Annotated in this window: 14 protein-coding genes and 1 pseudogene; 8 read left to right on the plus strand and 7 right to left on the minus strand. The window is 58.5% G+C overall.

The genetic code is table 11. From position 1 onward, the window contains the following. From ACEW8J_RS14550 to ACEW8J_RS14565, 4 genes are all read right to left on the minus strand, one after another. The coding region (locus tag ACEW8J_RS14550) for a DEAD/DEAH box helicase (RefSeq protein ID WP_373492374.1) at positions 1-377 on the minus strand (377 nt) is incomplete at its 3' end. Between the two features lie 413 nt (positions 378-790). After that, positions 791-2,599: an ABC transporter ATP-binding protein/permease gene (locus tag ACEW8J_RS14555; protein WP_373492361.1), complete on the minus strand. Its 1,809-nt coding sequence runs from the start codon at positions 2,597-2,599 to the stop codon at positions 791-793. A 64-nt stretch (positions 2,600-2,663) separates the two neighbouring features. Beyond that, positions 2,664-4,760, minus strand: coding sequence for a TonB-dependent receptor plug domain-containing protein (locus tag ACEW8J_RS14560; protein WP_373492362.1), 2,097 nt, complete (start codon positions 4,758-4,760; stop codon positions 2,664-2,666). Between the two features lie 137 nt (positions 4,761-4,897). Further along, positions 4,898-5,167 (minus strand): hypothetical protein, encoded by a 270-nt coding sequence (locus tag ACEW8J_RS14565; protein WP_373492363.1) that lies wholly within the window; start codon positions 5,165-5,167, stop codon positions 4,898-4,900. A gap of 80 nt (positions 5,168-5,247) precedes the next feature. Between ACEW8J_RS14565 and ACEW8J_RS14570 the strand changes: the two genes are divergently transcribed. Together ACEW8J_RS14570 and ACEW8J_RS14575 are read left to right on the plus strand one after the other, a co-directional pair. Beyond that, the gene (locus ACEW8J_RS14570) at positions 5,248-6,057 is read left to right on the plus strand and encodes an SDR family NAD(P)-dependent oxidoreductase (RefSeq protein ID WP_373492364.1); all 810 of its coding nucleotides are present in this window, start codon (positions 5,248-5,250) and stop codon (positions 6,055-6,057) included. Between the two features lie 68 nt (positions 6,058-6,125). After that, a pseudogene (locus ACEW8J_RS14575) lies at positions 6,126-6,194 on the plus strand (DUF2256 domain-containing protein); the annotation flags it as partial. A 6-nt stretch (positions 6,195-6,200) separates the two neighbouring features. Here the strand turns inward: ACEW8J_RS14575 and ACEW8J_RS14580 are convergent. Next, positions 6,201-6,329: a hypothetical protein gene (locus tag ACEW8J_RS14580; protein WP_373492365.1), complete on the minus strand. Its 129-nt coding sequence runs from the start codon at positions 6,327-6,329 to the stop codon at positions 6,201-6,203. Positions 6,330-6,423: 94 nt separating this feature from the next. Between ACEW8J_RS14580 and ACEW8J_RS14585 the strand changes: the two genes are divergently transcribed. After that, positions 6,424-6,648, plus strand: coding sequence for a hypothetical protein (locus ACEW8J_RS14585; RefSeq protein ID WP_373492366.1), 225 nt, complete (start codon positions 6,424-6,426; stop codon positions 6,646-6,648). A gap of 61 nt (positions 6,649-6,709) precedes the next feature. Here ACEW8J_RS14585 and ACEW8J_RS14590 read toward each other — a convergent pair whose 3' ends face one another. Both ACEW8J_RS14590 and ACEW8J_RS14595 read right to left on the minus strand, forming a co-directional pair. Then, complete coding sequence (locus tag ACEW8J_RS14590; protein ID WP_373492367.1) at positions 6,710-7,138, minus strand: hypothetical protein; 429 nt, start codon at positions 7,136-7,138, stop codon at positions 6,710-6,712. A 22-nt stretch (positions 7,139-7,160) separates the two neighbouring features. Continuing rightward, a complete protein-coding gene (locus ACEW8J_RS14595; RefSeq protein WP_373492368.1) occupies positions 7,161-8,684 on the minus strand; it encodes a fumarate hydratase in 1,524 nt (507 codons plus the stop codon). Between the two features lie 478 nt (positions 8,685-9,162). Here ACEW8J_RS14595 and ACEW8J_RS14600 point away from each other — a divergent pair, with 478 nt between their 5' ends. The 5 genes from ACEW8J_RS14600 to ACEW8J_RS14620 all read left to right on the plus strand — a co-directional run bounded on the left by ACEW8J_RS14600 (position 9,163) and on the right by ACEW8J_RS14620 (position 15,811). Continuing rightward, the gene (locus ACEW8J_RS14600; RefSeq protein WP_373492369.1) at positions 9,163-10,314 is read left to right on the plus strand and encodes a GNAT family N-acetyltransferase; all 1,152 of its coding nucleotides are present in this window, start codon (positions 9,163-9,165) and stop codon (positions 10,312-10,314) included. Then, positions 10,311-11,153, plus strand: coding sequence for a cupin-like domain-containing protein (locus tag ACEW8J_RS14605; protein WP_373492370.1), 843 nt, complete (start codon positions 10,311-10,313; stop codon positions 11,151-11,153). The genes ACEW8J_RS14600 and ACEW8J_RS14605 overlap by 4 nt, the downstream gene beginning before the upstream one ends. A gap of 78 nt (positions 11,154-11,231) precedes the next feature. After that, a complete protein-coding gene (locus tag ACEW8J_RS14610) occupies positions 11,232-12,761 on the plus strand; it encodes an oligosaccharide flippase family protein (RefSeq protein WP_373492371.1) in 1,530 nt (509 codons plus the stop codon). Positions 12,762-12,899: 138 nt separating this feature from the next. Beyond that, positions 12,900-13,244: a hypothetical protein gene (locus tag ACEW8J_RS14615; RefSeq protein WP_373492372.1), complete on the plus strand. Its 345-nt coding sequence runs from the start codon at positions 12,900-12,902 to the stop codon at positions 13,242-13,244. A gap of 506 nt (positions 13,245-13,750) precedes the next feature. Further along, positions 13,751-15,811 (plus strand): ribonucleoside-diphosphate reductase subunit alpha, encoded by a 2,061-nt coding sequence (locus tag ACEW8J_RS14620; RefSeq protein ID WP_373492373.1) that lies wholly within the window; start codon positions 13,751-13,753, stop codon positions 15,809-15,811. The last annotated feature ends 438 nt before the right edge of the window (positions 15,812-16,249 follow it).

Here is a 16,249-nt window from a genome sequence, read left to right on the forward strand (position 1 = left end):
TGACCCCATTCGGACACGCAATGGGCTTCATCAATGGCAAAGAGCGCAATATCGGTCTGCTCGAGCAACTCCCGGAAATGGGACTGGGACGCGCGTTCCGGCGCAGCGTAGAGCAGGTCCAGTTCGCCCGCCTTCAGCCGCGCGATTGTCTCGGCGCGATTGTCGTCAGCCGAGGTGAGGGTGGCCGCCCTGATCCCGACCGCTTCGGCACTGCGCAATTGATCGTGCATCAGCGCGATCAGCGGCGATATCACGATCGTTGTGCCCGGATTTGCGATGGCGGGTAGCTGGTAGCAGAGCGATTTGCCGGAACCGGTTGGCATCACGGCGAGCGTGTTCTGCCGCGCCAGTACACGCTGCAGCACAGGTTCCTGCATGCCGCGGAAGCTGCTGAAGCCGAAGGTCGATTTGAGCAGGGGAAGGAGGGCTGCGGTCACAGGAAATTTCTTCGATCAATCATTTGGGTTTTTACAGGACCTGCACATTTTGTGCGGCCAAGGAGCGTAAATGCCAAATCCCGCGTTGAAAACTGACGTGCCACAATTTGTGCACCGAATAAAGAACGTTGCTAATCCCAGACCAAATAATGGGATTGCGAAAACCTCAAAAGCATTTTCTTCGATCCATTGCGAACCGAGTATCACCAATATAGGAAATGTAACGAAGGCGATCATCATGACTGCTGTGAGCCGCAACCCTTTTTGATATGGAGACATAGCGCTATCTTAGTTAGCCTGGAGGCAGGAAGGAATAAGAAATTTCTGTTTGTCCGGTTTTGTGGACGCTGAGCCTACGCCTTCTCCCGCTGGTCCTTCGCCTGGCGCTTCCACATATCCGAATAGAGCCCGCGCTTGACCAGCAATTGCCGGTGGCTGCCGCGTTCGGCGATGCGCCCTTCGTTGAGCACGATGATCTCGTCGGCATGGGTGATCGTCGACAGCCGGTGCGCGATGATCAGCGTCGTGCGCCGCTCCGATATCTTGGCCAGCGTTGCCTGAATTTCGTCCTCGGTGCGACTGTCGAGCGCCGATGTTGCCTCGTCCAGGATCAGGATCGGCGGATTTTTCAGCAGAGTGCGGGCAATCGCGACGCGCTGTTTCTCCCCCCCGGACAATTTCAGGCCGCGTTCGCCGACCTGCGTATCAAAGCCTTCGGGCAGCTTGGCGATAAAACCGTCCAGCGCTGCGCCTCGTGCGGCTTCCTCGATTTCGGCCTGGGTGGCCCCTTCGCGGCCATAGCCGATATTATAGCCGATGCTGTCGTTGAACAATACGCTGTCCTGCGGAACGATGCCGATCGCGCCGCGCAGGCTGTGCTGGGTGACCTCGGCAATATCCTGACCATCGATCAGGATTCGGCCTGCCCGCGGATCATAGAAACGGAACAGCAGCCGGGCGATCGTCGACTTGCCGGCACCGGATGGCCCGACGATGGCTAGCGTTCCGTCAGCCGGGACTTCAAAATCAAGGCCATGGAGGATCTGGCGATCGTCATCATAGTTGAACAGGACATTTTCAAACCGCACGGTTCCGTTGGAGACCTGCAGCGGTTTTGCCCCCGGCTTGTCGACAACTTCCTGCTCGGTGTCGATCAACTGGAACATCGCGTCCATGTCGACCAGTCCCTGGCGGATCGTCCGATAGACCATCCCGAGCATGTCGAGTGGCCGGAACAATTGCATCAGCAATGCGTTGACCAGCACCAGATCGCCGACCGTCAGGTCGCCCTGCTGCCAGCCGTAAACGGTGAACGCCATCGCGCCGATCATGGTGAGATTGGTGATGATCGACTGACCTATATTCAGCAGTCCGAGCGAATTTTCCGATTTGACCGCAGCACTGGCCCAATCCCGCATCGCATGGTCATAGCGCTCGCTTTCACGGCGTTCGGCGGTAAAATATTTGACCGTCTCGTAATTCAGCAGCGCATCGACCGAGCGGCCGATCACCCGCGTGTCCATATCATTCATCCGCGCCCGCAGGGCATTGCGCCAGTCGGTCACCTTGCGGGTGAAAATGATATAGATTGCGACCATCACCGATGTCGCCGCGACCAGACCGAAGCCGAACTTGATCTGGAAGATGATCAGCACCGCTGCCAGCTCGACCACTGTTGGCGCAATATTGAACAGCAGGAAATAGAGCATCACATCGATGCTCTTTGTCCCGCGCTCGATGACCTTGGTCACTTCGCCGGTGCGCCGGCCCAGATGAAATCGCAGCGACAGGCTGTGCAAATGGGTGAAGACATTGGTCGCCAGCCGTCTTGCCGCCTGCTGGCCGACCTTTTCAAACACGATATTGCGCAGATTGTCGAACATCACCTGTCCGAACCGGGCCAGGCCATAAGCGGCTACCAGTGCCAGCAACACGGTCAGTTCGGTGCCGAGGGCATCGTCGGCCATGCCGTCGACAACCGCCTTGTAAATGAACGGCATCGTCAGAATGGCCGCCTTGGCGCATAATACCAGCAAGCCGGCGATGATGATCCGTAGCCGCAACTCCGGCTCGCCCTGGGGCCAGAGATAAGGCAGGAAACGCTTGAGCGTGGGGATCATCGGAGGGTCGATCTGACCCTCGGTTGCGTAATCAGGTGGCATGCTATTGGATGTAGGGATGCCCGCGGTGAAAGTCTATCAGGCTGATTTCCAGCAGCAGGTTGCCTCAGAAACTGCCGCTGACGGTTAGGCGGTAGATTAGGCCGAACTCCCGGCTGCGATCCTCGACAAAGGCGATCGGGCTGTTGCGCCGGTCTTCATGGGCCGTGCGAGTGAAATTTTCATTCCGTCCGAACAGATTCCCCAGATTGGCCTGGACGGTCAGTCCCAGTACGTCCTTATGCTCGACAAAGATCCAGCTATAGGGTGCGGCAGTGCGAAAACGGGTGATCTGATCCAGTCGCAGGAAATCCGAATAGCGGAAATCCTCGACCCCGGCACCCCATGCCCAGTCGCTGCCGGGAATATCGTGGCGCAAGGTCGCTTCATAGGTGAATATCTTGTCGTCGCTGATCCGTCGGAAAATTCCTGTCAGGGGATCGCGCAACGAGCTTTTGCGCACTTCGCCGGAAAAATCGAGTTTCGCCCCCCGCCAGCCAACCGGATCGAACAGCAGGCTGGACACCAGTTTGACGCCATAGCTGGTCGCGCTGTCCAGATTGCCGCGTGCTTCGGTGGTCGCCGTGATCGGGATCGAGTCGACAATGTCGCTGAACTTCTCGCCATATATATTGACCGTCAATGATCCCCATGGCCCCAGCTTTCGCGTCGCTTCCAGTTCCGCTCGCCAGCTTTGCGGCGGCACCAGCTGGGGGTTGCCGGCATTGCCGTTATTCTGCGAGACATCGACCGATTCGACGAAATCGAAGAAATTGAGCTGGCCGACCGATCGCTCGACCTTCAGGCTGAGGTCAAGATCGGACTGTGGTTTCCAGGCCAGCGAAACCGAACCCTTCGGCCTTATGAAGGACCGGCTCTCGCCTTTGGCGCCGCTCTGGCTGATCTTGCTATATTCACCGCCCAGGGTCGCCTGCAGGGTCAGGTCGCCGGTCAGCGGACGGCCGTAAGCCGTGATGACTTCGCCGCGATATTCCGTGACCTTGCTATTGGCATTGGTCAGCGCCACCGGCTGGAATATGCCCTGCGTGTCCAGCACCGCCAGGGCGGCTTGATTGTCGAGAAAATTATAGGCCCCTTCGACACTGATCCCCCAGTCGCTTCCACCCGCTGTCTTCCAGCCATATTCCGCGCGCAGGATCGACTCGCCTTCATCGGTCACCCGGTCGAACCGGCTGCCCTTGGGCGGGGTGGATCCATCGAAAAATGTCTGCCCGAAAAATTGGTTCACCGGACTATGTTCGAAGCGCTGCAGACCGATCAGCTTCAGCCGCCCGCCCGCCAGATCGAATTCATAGTCTGTGCTGAATTCTGCATTCCATTCCTTTTCGCGGCTGGAATACAATTCGAATATATCCGGCTGACCGATCTGCGTGCGATCGGTCTCGACGCTTTCCCGGCTACGGAATATCTGGTAAGCCGCATTGGCATTGAACAGCGCGCCGCTGTCGCTGGTCCGGCTGAAGGACCCGCTCAGCTTGGGTTGATCCCGACGATAGCGAGCGACCTCATCGCGTTCGAACAGCAGATTGCCAAAACGGTCGGTGATCCGTTCGGGGCCTTCGACGCCATTGCGGGCGGCATCGTTGTCGACCGACAGCGTGAAGTCGCCTTTGCCCAGCTTGCCGCTGACCGATGCTTCCCCGGCAAACCAGTTGTCCCCCGAACGGCGCCACTGCGGTTTCCATTTGAAATTGCCACCCAACCCTGTCGCCACATCGCCGTTGGTCACCAGATTGAGCACCTGACCAGACAGCCCGGAAATGCTGAGCGTCGCGCCATCGACGATTTCGACACGGACCACATTGGCTGCGGATATCCGGCCAAGAAAGGTAATCGCATCGACAGTCTTGCCAGAGATACGGGCCCCATTGATCAGTACATTTTCGTCGGCCTGACCGAGGCCGCGCTGGTTCGCATTGCCGGTGTCGATGGTAAAGCCGGGTACCTGACGGACGAGGTCCAGAGCAGTTCGGGGATTGAATCGGGCAAACTGATCGGCGTCATATATTTGCCGCCCGCCTTCCATGCGCGGCTGCAGGGAGGACGGGGCTGCTGTCTGCGCCTGTGCAGCAGCCGGGAGGAGGGGAGATACGGCCATCGCACCCACGGCAAGACCCACCCAGATAATTTTTTCACTATGCACGATATTTCCCACCCGCCATTCGTTTCCGATGGCGCGCTGCTATGGTCGATTGGTTGCAGCCGATACCTGCTTTCGACAAACTACGTCCGTAGTCGGATGAACGCCTACTTGCGATGGTCTCGGTAAGTCATTCAATCTTAATGCTTGTTTGAAAAAAGAACCCAAGCGGCTGCGCAATTAGCGAGCGTGTAGATGAAATAGAATATGACCGCGCTGAGCATTCCCATATTGGCAAAGATCATCGCCGCAGCGAGCATGAAAAACTCCAGCATATAGCTGCCATAAGGCCCCAGCATTCTCCGGAAACTGCCGCGCGCCTCGGCGATCAGCGGATGGTTGCTCTCGAGCATGGCCTTGTGCATCGCGAAATTGCCGATGCCACACAGAAAGATGATCAGAATATACATCGCTTCAACATAAGCCCATTTGCTGCCATTGTCATTTGATCAAAGATATAATCCTACTGTCAGAGGCGAAGGAGCGGCGAATGGATTTTACGGGCAAGACGGCGGTCATCACTGGCGGTGCTACAGGGATTGGCTTCGCGCTGGCAAAGCATCTGGGCAGGGCGGGCGCTCGCATCATCCTGTTCGAGCCGCGCGAAACCCAATTGCAGGAAGCGGTCACTGCGCTCGGCCAGGCAAATATCGACGCAAAATATCTGGTCGGCGACGTCACCAGCGCCGAGCAGGTCGAGGCGCTGGCCGATTTTGCCTGGGCCGAAAATGGGCGAGGGGATATCATCATCAATAACGCCGGGATCGGCGGCTCCCGCGCCTCGGTCCTGGATGCCGAACCGGATGACATTGCCCAGGTCTATAATGTCAACTTCTTCGGCCTGTGGAACGGTATCCGGACATTTGGCAAACGGTTCCGCGAAGACGGTCAACCTTCCGCCATCTATTCAACCGCTTCTGAAAATGCCTTGTTCAACGCACTCCCTTCCGGCGGTGCGGCCTATGTGTCCGGCAAACATGCGGTATTCGGCCTGATGGAAGTGCTGCGCCGGGAAGCGCATCCGAATATCGAACTGGGCGTGATCATTCCCGGCTGGGTCGCGACCCCGATGACCCGAGACATGGGGATGGACGCGGATGAATTTGCCAGCATCATTTTCAGGCAGATGCAGGCTGGCGAATATTATCTGGTAAGCCATGCCTATAATATGGTTCGCTTTGACGAACGCTATGATGAGCTGAAAGCGGCCTTCGGAAAATATGCCCCGCGCTACGATGGCGATGACGAATATGACGTGCAGAAATATTTCGCCCGGATGCAGGCGGCGAGAAAGACCTGATGGCGCATCACAAAGCCACCTTGCCGGAAAAAACCTGCCCGGACTGTACCGGCCCGTTCAAATAGCGCAAGAAATGGGCGCGGGACTGGGATGATGTCGTCTATTGTTCAGAGCGCTGCCGCCGGTCAGCGAAATAATTTTTCTCAGCCGGATGGGCGCTTGTCCCGCGCCTGGATTTCGTCGGACAGAAAGTCGAGAATGCCCGCTTCACGCTCACGGATGGCCGCGCTGCCGCGTTTCGGCAGCCCGACGCCCATGCGCATCAACAGCATGGGGCACAGTTCGTCCATGACCTGTTAACAACTCGTCACTAATGCAACTTCTGACCAGCTTATGTGTTTGTCTGGGATCACAGGAGTATCATCGATGTCATCTTTCTCACTTTATATGATCGGCTTTGCCGTTTTTATCGGCGGCCTCGCTTATGGTGCATTCTTGCTGGGCGCTCCCCCGACCTATATCGCCGTTGGAGTCGTCATATTGGCAGGAATCGGGATCATGTCCGCCACCGGCCGTACCCGCACGCGGGACGTTTCGCCTGATGGTGCGGTTGGCGAAACCACGACAACCACAACCCGAACAGACGTCTAGCGCCTCGCCGGACAGGCGGATCGCGGGCACAGCACAGGCGAAATCAGGTTTTCGCCTCCGGTCACGGCTCCAGGATAGTGAATCCTGGTACCGCAGCCGATTCCACATGGCCCTTGTGATACATGTCCATGTAGATTTGGGCGCTGCCTGGTCCCGCGGCTCCGCAATCGACATGATAGCGGTCCATGATATTGCCATAGGGGCTATCCCCGACGCTACCGCCTCTGGAGTAAGAGGGCGTGCTGCCATCGGCGCAGCGCAACCGGTCGAGATAGGCGCGCTGACCCACTGGCGTGGAAGCGCGCACCGGATTTTCGGCGCTGCCAAAGGGGTGGCCGGAGGCCTTCTCCATCGCCCTGTCGAGCTTTTTGCCCTGCAGTGCCGAATCCCCCGCCAGCATCGCGGTCAGCGGATCCCGTGCGCTCGCCGGATGGGCGATGAGCAAGGATCCAGACAGCAAAAACATTCCCGACAAGCGCTTCAGTTTCATCTTTGGTCCCCCCAGTCCGCTATCAAACACCTTCCAGCAATTTTTCCCGCTTGATCTTCTCCTGCCAGACCAGAGGCGCCAGATGGTGCACGCTCTGCCCCTCGGCATCGACCGCGACCGTGACCGGCATGTCCTGCACCTCGAACTCGTAAATCGCCTCCATGCCCAGATCCTCGAAGCCGACGACCTTTGATCCCTTGATCGCCCGGGACACCAGATAGGCGCTGCCGCCCACCGCCATCAGATAGGCGCTCTTGTGCTTCTTGATCGACGCCACCGTGTCCAGCCCGCGCTCCGCCTTGCCGACCATTGCCAGCAGGCCCTGTTCCAGCATCATGTCGGTAAACTTGTCCATCCGCGTCGCCGTGGTCGGGCCAGCGGGACCGACGACTTCCTCGCCGACCGGATCGACCGGGCCGACATAATAGATGACCCGGCCCCGGAACTCGACCGGCAGCTCTTCGCCGGCGTCGAGCATATCCCTGATCTTCTTGTGCGCGGCATCGCGGCCGGTCAGCATCTTGCCATTCAGCAGCAGCCGGTCACCATGTTTCCACGTCGCCACTTCTGCCGCATCCAGCTGGTCGAGATGCACACGCTTGGCCTCCGATGACGGAGTCCAGTTGACATCCGGCCATTCTTCCAGCTTCGGCGGCTCCAGATAGGCCGGGCCGCTGCCGTCCAGCGTGAAATGCGCATGGCGAGTGGCGGCGCAATTGGGGATCATCGCCACCGGCTTGCCCGCCGCGTGGCAGGGCCAGTCGTTGATCTTGACGTCGAGGATCGTCGACAGCCCGCCCAGCCCCTGCGCGCCGATACCCAAAGCGTTGACCTTGTCGAAAATCTCGATCCGCATTTCCTCGATATCATTCCGAGGACCGCGTTGCTTGAGCTGGCCCATGTCGATCGGGTCCATCAGCGACTGCTTGGCCAGCAAGACCGCCCGCTCCGCAGTGCCGCCGATGCCGATGCCAAGCATGCCCGGCGGACACCAGCCGGCACCCATCAGCGGGATCATTTCCAGCACCCAGTCGACGATATTGTCGCTCGGGTTCATCATCTTGAACTTGGACTTGTTCTCGCTGCCGCCGCCCTTGGCCGCGACATCGACCGACACCGTGTTGCCCGGCACCATCTCGACATGCAGCACGGACGGGGTGTTGTCCTTGGTGTTGCGCCGGGTGAAGGCAGGATCGGCCAGGATCGACGCGCGCAGCTTGTTCTCCGGATGCAGATAGGCGCGGCGGACGCCTTCATCGACAATCTCCTGCATCGATTGCGACGTATCGTCCAGCCGGCAATCCATGCCCCATTGGACGAAGACATTGACGATGCCGGTATCCTGGCAGATCGGCCGATGCCCCTCGGCGCACATTCTCGAATTCGTCAGGATCTGCGCAATCGCGTCCTTCGCGGCCGGCGATTTTTCCGCCTCATAGGCTTTGCCCAATGCCCGGATATAATCCATCGGATGATAATAAGAAATGAACTGCAGCGCGTCGGCGACGCTCTCGATCAGGTCGGCGGTCTTGATGGTGGTGGTCATGGCGGCTCCAGAATATCGGCGAAATGGGACTGGCCAGCCTTTTGGCGGATAGAGGGCATCCGGGCAAGTTTTTGTGGTGGCTCACTGCCCCTCCCATTTTTGGTTGTGCGAATGGGGCCAGCCAATTCATCAAGGCGATCCAGAGCTTGCCACAGGGAGTTGGGCAGGAGAATGGGAGGATATAAAATTTCAGCGACTGGCCGAGGTGCTTTTTTACAATGGCAGCTTCCTCTCGAACGAGGATTCTGGCGTGGGTCGTGCTTTGGGCAGGGATGCTGAACAAAGTGTACCAAGGTTGTGGCTGGGCCACTCTCTCTATGTAACCTCACCGGGCGACCACAGACATAAAGAGCGAAATCAGATGGACGAGAAGGATCGGCTACCAATGCTCGTCTTCCAACCTCGTCCGACATTAACAATAAAGTGAGATTTAAATGCTAGTCCCCGGTGAATAACGCGCATTTTTAGGGGAATACTCGTGGGCAGCTGGGCACGATTCGAGCCAAGAACGATCGAGCCGTCGGCTTCGTCCGATGAACTGGCCTGCGTGCCGTGGCGTGAGATGCTTGAGGAAACCCAGGCTTGGGACGAACTGGCGCAGCGCGCCGCCGAGCCCAATCCCTTCTACGAGAGCTGGTATCTGCTTCCATCTCTTGCGAGTTTCGACAGCGGAAACGCCATCTCCATCCTCCGCTTTACCCGACAGGGGAAATTATACGCGCTTATGCCGATTGTTTGGCAGTCGAAATATGAGGGATGGCCGCTCGCGCATATCCGCAACTGGCTTCATCCCAATATCTTTTTCGGGACGCCCCTGATTGCTCGGGGTATGGAAACGCATTTTTGGCGCACCTTGCTCAATTGGGCCGATGACCAGACAAGGCTGTCGCTTTTCCTGCATTTGCACGAGTTCCCATTGTCCGGCCCGGTCTATGAGAGCCTTCAATCGGTCCTTGCCAGCGACGGGCGCCTCTGGGGTGTCGTGGAAGACAAGGAGCGTGCATTGCTCGAATCCGATCTTGCCGCTGAAGATTATCTGGCGCAATCGCTCTCTTCCCGGTCACGCAAAGATCTCAACCGCCGCGCACGCCGATTGTCGGAGGTCGGCGAAGTCTCTTTCAAATGGGAAACCGGCACGGATCGGATATCACCCTGGATCGACGAATTCCTGGCGCTCGAGGCCTCCGGCTGGAAAGGTGAAGCCGATTCAGCCTTGGCGTGCGACACGGCGACCAAAACGCTGTTCCGGGACAGCCTTAATGGCGCCGCCAAACGCCAACGGCTCGTCCGCTTGTCTTTGAGGGTGAACGACAAGCCAATTGCGATGCTCTCAACCTTCCTGACACCGCCGGGAGCATTCGGTTTCAAGACCGCCTTCGACGAAGATTATGGGCGCTTCTCGCCAGGGCTGTTGCTCGAACGCGAGTTTCTGGATGCCCTGCAGCGTTACAACATCGACTGGTGCGACAGTTGCGCCGCGCCGGATCACAGCGTGATGAACCGGATGTGGCAGGAACGCCGACCGCTCGGTCGCATATCGATCTCTATTGGCGGCCCCCTGCGCCGTGCCGCCTTTGGCCAGGTTCTGCGACGCGAAATGGCCAATGCCGATTCAGGAGTCCAGCCATGACCATATTCCCGCAATCCACCCAGAAAAAGTTCGCCGAGAACTATCCGGAAACCCCGCACATATTGAAGCATGACCTCGACCATCATCCGCTGCTTGAGCTCGGGGCGCTCGCCGATCTGGCCCGGCGCCTGCCGCTCACATCGATCGAGTGCAACAGCGGAGATCAGCCGATCGGCTTAGATCAGGTACCGGAGCAACTGCGCGAACAGGCAGCCGAGACAATTCTCGACATCGGCGCAGCGGATCGCTGGGTCTGTCTTCGGAATGTCGAGCAGCAGCCCGAATATGCGGTACTCCTCGAACAGCTGCTTGAAGAATTGCGTCCCCAGATCGAAGCCAAAACCGGACCGATGATCAACCTTCAATGTTTTCTTTTCGCCACCTCCCCGGGCGGCGTGACGCCGTATCATTTCGATCCCGAGCACAACATCCTGCTACAGTTGCGCGGGTCCAAGGTCATGACTGTCTTTCCCGCCGGAAATACCGATTGCGCGGCCGACGAAATCCACGAGACTTTTCACGCCGGGGGTCGACCCGAACTGCCCTGGAGCGATGAAATGGCGCGACACGGCACAGACTGCAAAATCAGCGCGGGCGAGGCGGTCTATGTCCCTGTCATGGCGCCCCATTATGTCACCAACGGGCCGGAAGTATCGATCTCGATATCGATCACCTGGCGATCGGAATGGAGTTACATCGAATCCGATGCCCGCTGCTTCAATGGCATGATGCGGCGTATGGGCGCAAAACCCAAGGCGCCCGAGCGGTGGCCGGGCAGGAATCTCGCCAGAGCCTATAGCTGGAGACTGGTCCGCAAGCTGCGCCAGTTTGCCGGATAGCCGCTGCGCTGTTTGAGGAAATTGTGTGCCAGTCTGCGTTACGGATTTGGCAAACAACTTCTGATAACAGGCCATATCATGACGGTCGACAACCCCCATCCCAGCCAACAGTCCCCAGGCGAGCCACCAGCGCCCGCCAAGGGGGTTTATCGCAGTGCGGCCACAGCCGTCGCCATCGCCTGGTCTTTGCGACTGATCGGCCTCATTTCCGTGCTCGTACTGGCGCGGGTGCTGACGCCAAGGGACTTTGGCATAGTGGCGCTGGCGACATCCGTGCTCGCTCTGATCGATATTTTTTCCGCGCTTGGCCTTCGTCAGGCGCTGCTGCGGATCGCTGCACCCGAGCGCGCCCATTATGATACCGCCTGGACAATTCAGCTTCTGGTCCTGACCGGGTTGGCCGGGCTTCTCGTCGCCATCGGGCCCTTGGCGGCCTGGTTCTACGAGGAACCGGCGCTCAGCCTGCTGATCGCCGTTCTGGCCAGTTGCTTCGTCATCGACGGCCTCGCCAATATCGGGGTGATCGATTTCGAACGCCATTTCGATTTCGGACGAGACCTTCGGATGCGTCTGAGCGTTCGGCTGACTTCATTTGTGGTGACGCTTTCGGCCGCGTTGATCCTGCAAAGCTACTGGGCCCTGGTCATTGGTACGGTTATGCAATCGTTGCTGAATGTTGCGGCATCCTATATTTTTCACCCTTTCCGCCCGCGCTTCTCCCTGGCCAAACGCGGAGAGTTGCTTGGCGTTTCCCTCTGGATGTTCCTCGCTTCGGCGGGACAGACGGTCCATAATCAGATTGAAAAGATCGTCGTGGGCCGGATTTCAAGCCGCAACATTGTCGGATTCTACGCGGTTTCGAGGGATCTCTCCTCAATCTTTACCGAAGAGATTGCAACCGCGCTGAACCGGGTCACGTTCGTGACGACGGCCCGGACGGGACGGCCGCTGAGTGCCGATCCGGAAAGACTGCCATCGATGCTGGGCGCTTATGGCCTCATTGCCGCGCCGCTTGGGTTCGGCCTGGCCGCAACGGCGAACGAGGCCTTGCCTCTCCTGCTTGGTTCCCAATGGATGATGGCGGCGCCTCTTCTTTCGATCATCGCGCCGGCCTGCGCGCTCTACGCCGTGTACAAACTGATCGTCATCACGCTTCAGGCTTCGGGGGATGCGCGCACCGCCGCATTTCTCTCGCTCGCTGGCGCTGCGTCGGTCGTCGCGGTTACCGTGACCCTCGGCCTGAACGGTTATGGCGCAAACAGCATTGCTCTGGGAGCGCTTGTCGCCACCACGGCGCTTCTCACGAGCGGGCTGATAGTGCTTTCGCAAAAGGCCGAAACCGGCCTTGCGGGTTTGCTCACCGCCGTAGCAAGACCCTTTGTCGCCGCAACCCTGATGCTGCTGATCGTACAAGGCCTGGATACGGGGAACATCGGTCCCCTCGCGGCGATGGCTATCAAGGTGCCTGCCGGAGCGGCCATATTCGGAATTGCCGTTATCGCACTCTGGCTCGGCCAGGGTGCCCCCGACGGCGCCGAGAAGATCGTGATTAAAATCGTTCGGCAACGATCCAGTCAATTTCTGATCAAACATTTTGCCCGGCTGTAGACGCCGCCGAAACACGCCCGCTACCACCTGCGATCCCGAATCGATACCGCAGTCCCTATGTCACAGGTAATTGATAAGCCGGTCTTTCCGGAATAGAATATCCCCCACCCAGATCACCCCGGCACAGGGAAGCAAATCATGACCGCCTTCCGCACTCTCATGGCGATATTTTTTGTCGCGATCGCCCTCTATACCAGCATCACCGTATCCAGCCATGGCTGGAATCTGGCCCCGGTCTTCTTTGGTGACATCGCCGCGATGGGCTGGCCCGGTCAGTTCAATTTCGACTTTCTCTGCTTTCTGCTGCTCTCCGCGTTCTGGGTGTCGTGGCGGCACAATTTCTCCCCGTCCGGACTCGCGCTCGGTGCGATCGCTTCGGTCGGCGGGATGCTATTCCTGTCTGCCTATCTGTTCATTGTCGCCGGACAGGCGGAAGGCGACGTGCGTAAATTGCTGCTCGGCCAGGCACGGGCAGTTGCTTGATCTACCAGATATGGCGTCACAATAGTGTCACAACCCCCTGTGCATGATCTGTGGATAGATATTTCTGCGATTTGAACGATCTGCTCTTGCACTTCCCGCTAGGCTTAGCAGGTCCATGCGTCGCTGCGCTGCAGCATGAATCGGCGTTCGACGAACGGATTCATTTATGCGACGAACAGAGTCCTTAAAATGTCATTTACCCTCTTGCATATAATTTCGATTCAGCCACTATAGGTTGTGGTTAGGCCAAGGGGGCACACCAACTTATAGTAGAAGCCGCAATAAACGCCGACTCGGCGCGTGGCTCCCCTTTTGCCAGATGACAATGATAAATACGGGATTTCGGCAGGAAAATAATTGCCCGCCCGGGTGTGATTACTGTTAGGATCAGGGCTTCGGCTCGAGTCGAACAAGACAGGAACAAATGCCCGCCAGGAATCCCGATGACCGATCGGCCATAGGCCATTGTGATCGTTGGATTAGTAGAGTGATTTGAGGGGGCTTTGATGGATTTTAGAGACAGTAGCGACAGCGAGACAGTGTCGGGAATAGATGTGAGTGAGATGGAAATGGGCGCGGAAGTACTGGATACGCCAAAAAGCAAAGCCGAAAACACAAAGCCGACCAGCGAACCGGAAGTGAGCAAGAAGGTGGCTGCCGAAACCGCGTCGGCCAAGGCCAATGATGAAAAGGAACTGAAGGCCGAACGCGACAGCCACAGCGTCGAGAAGCGCCGGTTCAAGATCACGGTGGATGAAAGTCGCGACGATCTGCTGACCGATTTCGGCAAGGAAACGCTCAACGACCGCTATCTGCTGCCCGGTGAATCCTATCAGGATCTGTTCGCCCGCGTCGCCGACGCCTATGCCGACGATCAGGACCATGCGCAGCGGCTCTATGACTATATCTCGCGGCTCTGGTTCATGCCGGCGACGCCGGTATTGTCCAACGGCGGCACCGGCCGCGGCCTGCCGATCAGCTGCTATCTCAACAGCGTCGACGACAGTCTCGGCGGCATCGTCAATACCTGGAACGAGAATGTCTGGCTCGCCTCGCGCGGCGGCGGCATCGGAACCTATTGGGGCAGCGTGCGCGGCATCGGCGAGCCGGTCGGCCTCAATGGCAAGACCAGCGGCATCATTCCGTTCGTCCGCGTGATGGACAGCCTGACCCTGGCGATTTCGCAGGGTTCGCTGCGCCGCGGTTCGGCCGCCTGCTATCTTGACGTCAACCATCCCGAAATCGAGGAATTCCTTGAAATCAGAAAGCCTTCCGGCGACTTTAACCGGAAAGCTCTGAACCTGCATCACGGCGTATTGCTGACCGACGAATTCATGGAAGCGGTGCGCGATGGCAAGGAATTCAACCTGACCTCACCCAAGGACGGGTCGGTTCGCGGCACCGTCGACGCGCGCAGCCTGTTCCAGAAGCTGGTCGAGACAAGGCTGGCCACCGGCGAGCCCTATATCATCTTCAGCGACACGGTGAACCGGATGATGCCCAAGCATCACCGCGATCTGGGCCTTAAGGTCTCCACTTCCAATCTGTGTTCCGAGATCACCTTGCCAACAGGCCGCGACCATCTCGGCGAAGATCGCACCGCGGTTTGCTGCCTGTCGTCGCTCAATCTCGAAACCTGGGATGAATGGTCGGTCGACAAGGAGTTTATCGAGGATGTGATGCGCTTCCTCGACAATGTGCTGCAGGATTATATCGACCGCGCGCCGGAAGAAATGGCCCGGGCGAAATATAGCGCGATGCGCGAACGCAGCGTCGGCCTCGGCGTGATGGGCTTCCACAGCTTTCTCCAGGCCCGCGGCCTCGGCTTCGAAAGCGCATTGGCAAAATCGTGGAACTTCAAGATCTTCAAGCATGTTTCGGCCAAGGCGTCGGAAGCCAGCATGATGCTCGCGCACGAGCGTGGACCTTGTCCCGATGCCGCCGACCAGGGCGTGATGGAGCGCTTCTCCTGCAAGATGGCGATCGCCCCGACCGCCTCGATCAGCATCATCTGCGGCGGCGCCTCGGCCTGTATCGAGCCGATCCCGGCGAACATCTATACCCACAAGACGCTCTCGGGCAGCTTCGTGGTCAAGAACCCGCATCTGCTGAAACTGCTGCAGGAAAAGAGCAAGGACAGCAACAATGTCTGGAACTCGATCCTCGAAAAGGGCGGCAGCGTCCAGCATCTCGATTTCCTCAGCGCCGAGGAAAAGGACACTTACAAGACCAGCTTCGAGATCGACCAGCGCTGGCTGCTCGAACTCGCCGCCGACCGCACGCCCTATATCGATCAGGCGCAGTCGCTGAACCTGTTCATCCCGGCCGATGTCGACAAGTGGGACCTGTTGATGCTCCACTTCCGCGCCTGGGAACTCGGCATCAAGTCGCTTTACTATCTGCGCTCGAAGTCGATCCAGCGCGCCGGTTTCGCCGGTGGCGAGACGATCATGAGCGAGCCCACCGGCGGCGGCGTCGAGGCGGACAATACGCTCGACCCGAAAACGGTCGAACTGATGACCACCGCCGGTACCACCGACTATGACGAATGCCTGGCGTGCCAGTAAGCGGCCCGTCAAACGCCGGAGGCGCCTGACACTTGCTTTGCCCACTGCCCCCTCCCATTTGCTCCTTTTGGGAGGGGGCTGTTTCATTCCAAAGCGGAAACGGAGCAAACGACCCCTCTCCCTGGAGGGAGAGGGTTGCGCAGGCTTGATGAGCCCGGATTCATCCGGGGGAATTTAGCCGAAGCTGGGTGAGGGTGCTCTGCACCATCGGGATTGCGCCCCGTCACCGGCTTCGACCAGGCAGACAGGCTGCCAGGTCTGCGTTGCCTCTCCCCGCTGGAGGAGAGGATGAAGAACGATCATATCAAGCTCCGGCCGGTGCCGGGGTGACGAATCAAAGCGGAGAACGAGTAAATGTCCCTTCTGGAAGCACGCAAAACCTACAAGCCCTTCGAATATCCCTGGGCCTATGACTTCTGGAAACGCCAGCAGCAGATC

Origin of the sequence: Parasphingorhabdus sp. (assembly GCF_041748495.1) — a bacterium.
Classification (GTDB): domain Bacteria; phylum Pseudomonadota; class Alphaproteobacteria; order Sphingomonadales; family Sphingomonadaceae; genus Parasphingorhabdus.